At 61.6% G+C, this 3,407-nt stretch carries 3 protein-coding genes; 1 reads left to right on the plus strand and 2 read right to left on the minus strand.

The genetic code is table 11. The annotated features are described in order from the left end of the window. Window positions 1–92 precede the first annotated feature (92 nt). Together ACW9I6_RS31525 and ACW9I6_RS31530 are read right to left on the minus strand one after the other, a co-directional pair. Complete coding sequence (locus ACW9I6_RS31525; protein WP_102369528.1) at window positions 93–800, minus strand: YebC/PmpR family DNA-binding transcriptional regulator; 708 nt, start codon at window positions 798–800, stop codon at window positions 93–95. Window positions 801–909: 109 nt separating this feature from the next. Further along, a complete protein-coding gene (locus tag ACW9I6_RS31530) occupies window positions 910–2,223 on the minus strand; it encodes an MFS transporter (RefSeq protein ID WP_177009831.1) in 1,314 nt (437 codons plus the stop codon). Window positions 2,224–2,489: 266 nt separating this feature from the next. Here ACW9I6_RS31530 and ACW9I6_RS31535 point away from each other — a divergent pair, with 266 nt between their 5' ends. After that, on the plus strand, window positions 2,490–3,362 hold the full coding sequence (locus ACW9I6_RS31535; RefSeq protein ID WP_003212428.1) for a LysR substrate-binding domain-containing protein: 873 nt from the start codon (window positions 2,490–2,492) through the stop codon (window positions 3,360–3,362). Window positions 3,363–3,407: the final 45 nt, after the last annotated feature.

The raw sequence follows: 3,407 nt of genomic DNA on the forward strand, positions 1-3,407 counted from the left end.
GCGGTGTGTCAGTCAATACATGTTTGGCTGGTACACCGTATTCGCGAGCAAGCCCGCTCCCACCTTTGGACCGGGTTCACATCAAATCAGAATTAACCCGCCAACCCGACGAACATGTCCTGCACGTCATCATGGTTGTCCAGGCCTTCCAGGAAGGCTTCGACTTCAGCCATCTGCTCATCGCTCAAACCGCTCACCGGGTTCTTCGCGATGTAGCCGAGCTTGGCCGACAGCACGGTGAAACCTTGCTCCGGCAAGGCTTTCTGCACGGCGTCCAGGTCAGTGGTCTCGGTGATGAACAAGGTCGTGCCCTCTTCTTCGCCTGCCTCGAAATCCTGGGCACCGGCCTCAATCGCGGCCATTTCCGGATCGGCTTCCGGGCTGTCCGGCGAGGCTTCGATCAGGCCCACATGGTTGAAGTCCCAGGCCACGGAGCCGGACGCGCCGAGTTGCCCCTTGCGGAACGCCACGCGGATTTCCGCCACGGTGCGGTTGATGTTGTCGGTCACGCATTCAACGATCAGCGGCACCTGGTGCGGGGCAAAACCTTCGTAGGTTACGCGGTGGTATTGCACGGTCTCACCGAGCAGACCGGCGCCTTTCTTGATCGCGCGTTCCAGGGTTTCCTTGGGCATCGACGCCTTTTTGGCCTGCTCCACCACCAGGCGCAAGTGTGCGTTGGTGGCGGTGTCGGCACCGTTGCGGGCGGCAATGGTGATCTCTTTCACCAGCTTGCCGAAGATCTTGCCCTTGGCATTGGATGCCGCTTCTTTATGTTTGACTTTCCACTGTGCGCCCATGACTCACTCTCTTCTGTCCATCGCGCCGAAACGTCTACTGGCCGGCGCTTTGGGGGCAGAGTTTATAGCGCTGAAACACTCTAATCCACCAAAAAACCGGCCATGCCCCTCAGGTCCGCAAGGGATTGATGGCGCGTTCACGGTCGGGCACGAAGTCACCCACCTGCGCCAGCACCGCCGGCCTGGCGTTCCAGTACGGCATCAACACCAGGGAGGAAAACAGCGCGGCACCGGCAAACACGATAAACACCGTGACGGTGTCGAAGTAGCCCGGCAGCAAGCCGCCAAGGATCGCCCCCACCGAACCGCAGCCGTTGACGAACCCCGCCGCCGTCGCGCCGGCCTTGGCGGTGCCGAAGTCGATGGCGGCGGTGCTGCTGATCATCGAGTCCGGCCCGTACAGGGTCAGGCCCATCACAAACAGCAGCGCCATCACCAGCGCCACACTGCCGGTGTGCAAGGCGCCCATGAACAACGCCAGGGCCACGGTCAGCGCCAGCAGGCTGAGGACACAGGCCGGCATGCGCCGGGCGCCGAACAGTTTGTCGGACGCCATGCCGATCATGATCGGCCCCAGCAACCCCGCCAGCTCGAACGCCGTCGGCACAATCGCTGCGCCGACCTTGCCCACCGACGGCATCTGCTCATACACAATCACCGGCCCCCACAACAGGATCGCGTAACGCGCCGGTTTCAACAGAAAGTACGCCAGCCCCAGGGTCAACACCGTGCGGTTGCGCAAAATGGCCCGCAGCGGCTCCAGCACACTGGCGTTCTTCTCGGCGGCAGTCTGTTCCGGTTCCGGCTCCACTGCCGGTAACCCCACATCCTGTGGCGTGTTGCGCTGGAAAATGAAAAACAGCACCGCGACCACGAAGACCACAGCCGCACTGGAGATAAATGCCGCATGCCAGGTGCCGATCAGCGTATACGCCCACCATCCGGCAAACGGCGACGCCACCAGGCCACCAAAGGCGTAGCACGAGCTCCATAAACCCAGCACCCGGCCACGCTGCTGCGCCGGGAAGAAACTGCCAAGGTTCTTGCACAGCCCGGACCAGCCGGTGGACTGGGCCAGGCCCTGGATCAACATGCACGTGACAAAGATCGGTAACGTGGCAAACGTGCCCATCACCAGGGCGGCGGCGGCTGAAATCAGCAACCCGCCGAGTACCACCACACGCGGCCCGAAACGGTCGGCGAGCATGCCCCAGGTGAATTGGCCAACGGCGTAGGCCGCCAGGTAAATGCCATCCAGGTTGGCCATCATCATCTTGTCCAGCGGGAAACTCGGGTCGTCGACGATCCCCAGCTTGGCCACCGAAAAAGCCTTGCGGGTGAAATAGAAGGCCGCGTACGCCAGCCAGGTGATGGCGAAAATCTGCACGCGCCAACGCTTGATGTTACTCAAGGGAGTATTCATGGTGGTTCTGACCTCGGGTGTGAGTGTGCCGGCAGAATGAAAAGCAAACGCCTGTATTTTTATTGTTGAGCACTGCAGTACCGGCGCTTGGAGGGGCGCGGTATTGGTCAGATGAGTCCCGCTGGTGAGCACGCAGAAGACCCATGGCCGCCGAAGGTGTAGGACTCGACCTACGGCGACTGGGGCTATCAAAGCAATGGCTGACTAATAGGTAAAATCGATTTATCGTATTTCAAATATAAGCTGAGCTTGTAAGAGGATTCGCGATGTCGGTGTCTCACGCGCAACTCAAAGCCTTCCATGCGGTGGCCGTACACGGCAGTTTTACCCACGCCGCCGAACGCTTGTTCCTCAGCCAGCCGGCCATTTCCGATCAGGTGCGCAAGCTTGAGGAACGTTTCGGCGTGCTGCTGTTTCATCGCAACAAACGTTCGGTGCGCTTGACAGACCTCGGCGAGCGCCTGTTGAGCATCACCCAGCGTCTGTTTGCCGTCGCGGCGGAAGCCGAAGAGCTGTTGCAGGATTCCCGCGCCTTGCAAACCGGCACCCTGACACTCGCGGTGGACGCCCCGGTGCATGTGCTGCCGCAGATCGCGCGCTTCTGCCAGTTGTACCCGGGCATCAGCGTGAAGATCGAAACCGGCAACACCGATGAATCACTGTTTCGCCTGTACAACTACCAGGCCGACCTCGCGCTGCTGGGGCGCGATGTGGACGACGAGCGGCTGCTGTCACTGCCGCTGCCCGATGACCAATTGCTCGCGTTTGTCGCCCGCAACCACCCGTGGGCGGGCCGCGAGTCGATCTGCCTGGCGGACCTGGACGATACGCCGCTGGTGTTGCGGGAAATCGGCTCGGTGACCCGCCAGACCCTGGAGCAGGAAATGCACCAGGCCGGGCTGCGCATTCGCCCGGCGATCCAGGTGGAAGGCCGCGAAGCCGCGCGGGAAGCGGTGGTGGTGGGGATTGGCGTGGGGGTGGTGTCGGCTGCGGAGTTTGGCGCAGATTCGCGGGTGTATGCGATGCCGATCCGTGATTGTACGCAGCGGATGAAGGAAACACTGGTGTGCTTGAAGGAGCAGAGTTCGCGGCGGGTGGTGGCGACTTTTCTGGAGATTGTGCGGGAAAGTTTGCGGTGAAGTTGAGGGCCCCTTCGCGAGCAAGCCCGCTCCCACAGTTGACCG

It is taken from the genome of Pseudomonas sp. SDO5522_S412, assembly GCF_054071215.1.

What these genes read in the sequence shown, in the direction of transcription:
- ACW9I6_RS31525 (WP_102369528.1), bottom strand. Translation starts at nt 800, where the DNA reads ATGGGCGCACAGTGGAAAGTCAAACATAAAGAAGCGGCATCCAATGCC.
- ACW9I6_RS31530 (WP_177009831.1), bottom strand. Translation starts at nt 2,223, where the DNA reads ATGAATACTCCCTTGAGTAACATCAAGCGTTGGCGCGTGCAGATTTTC.
- ACW9I6_RS31535 (WP_003212428.1), top strand. Translation starts at nt 2,490, where the DNA reads ATGTCGGTGTCTCACGCGCAACTCAAAGCCTTCCATGCGGTGGCCGTA.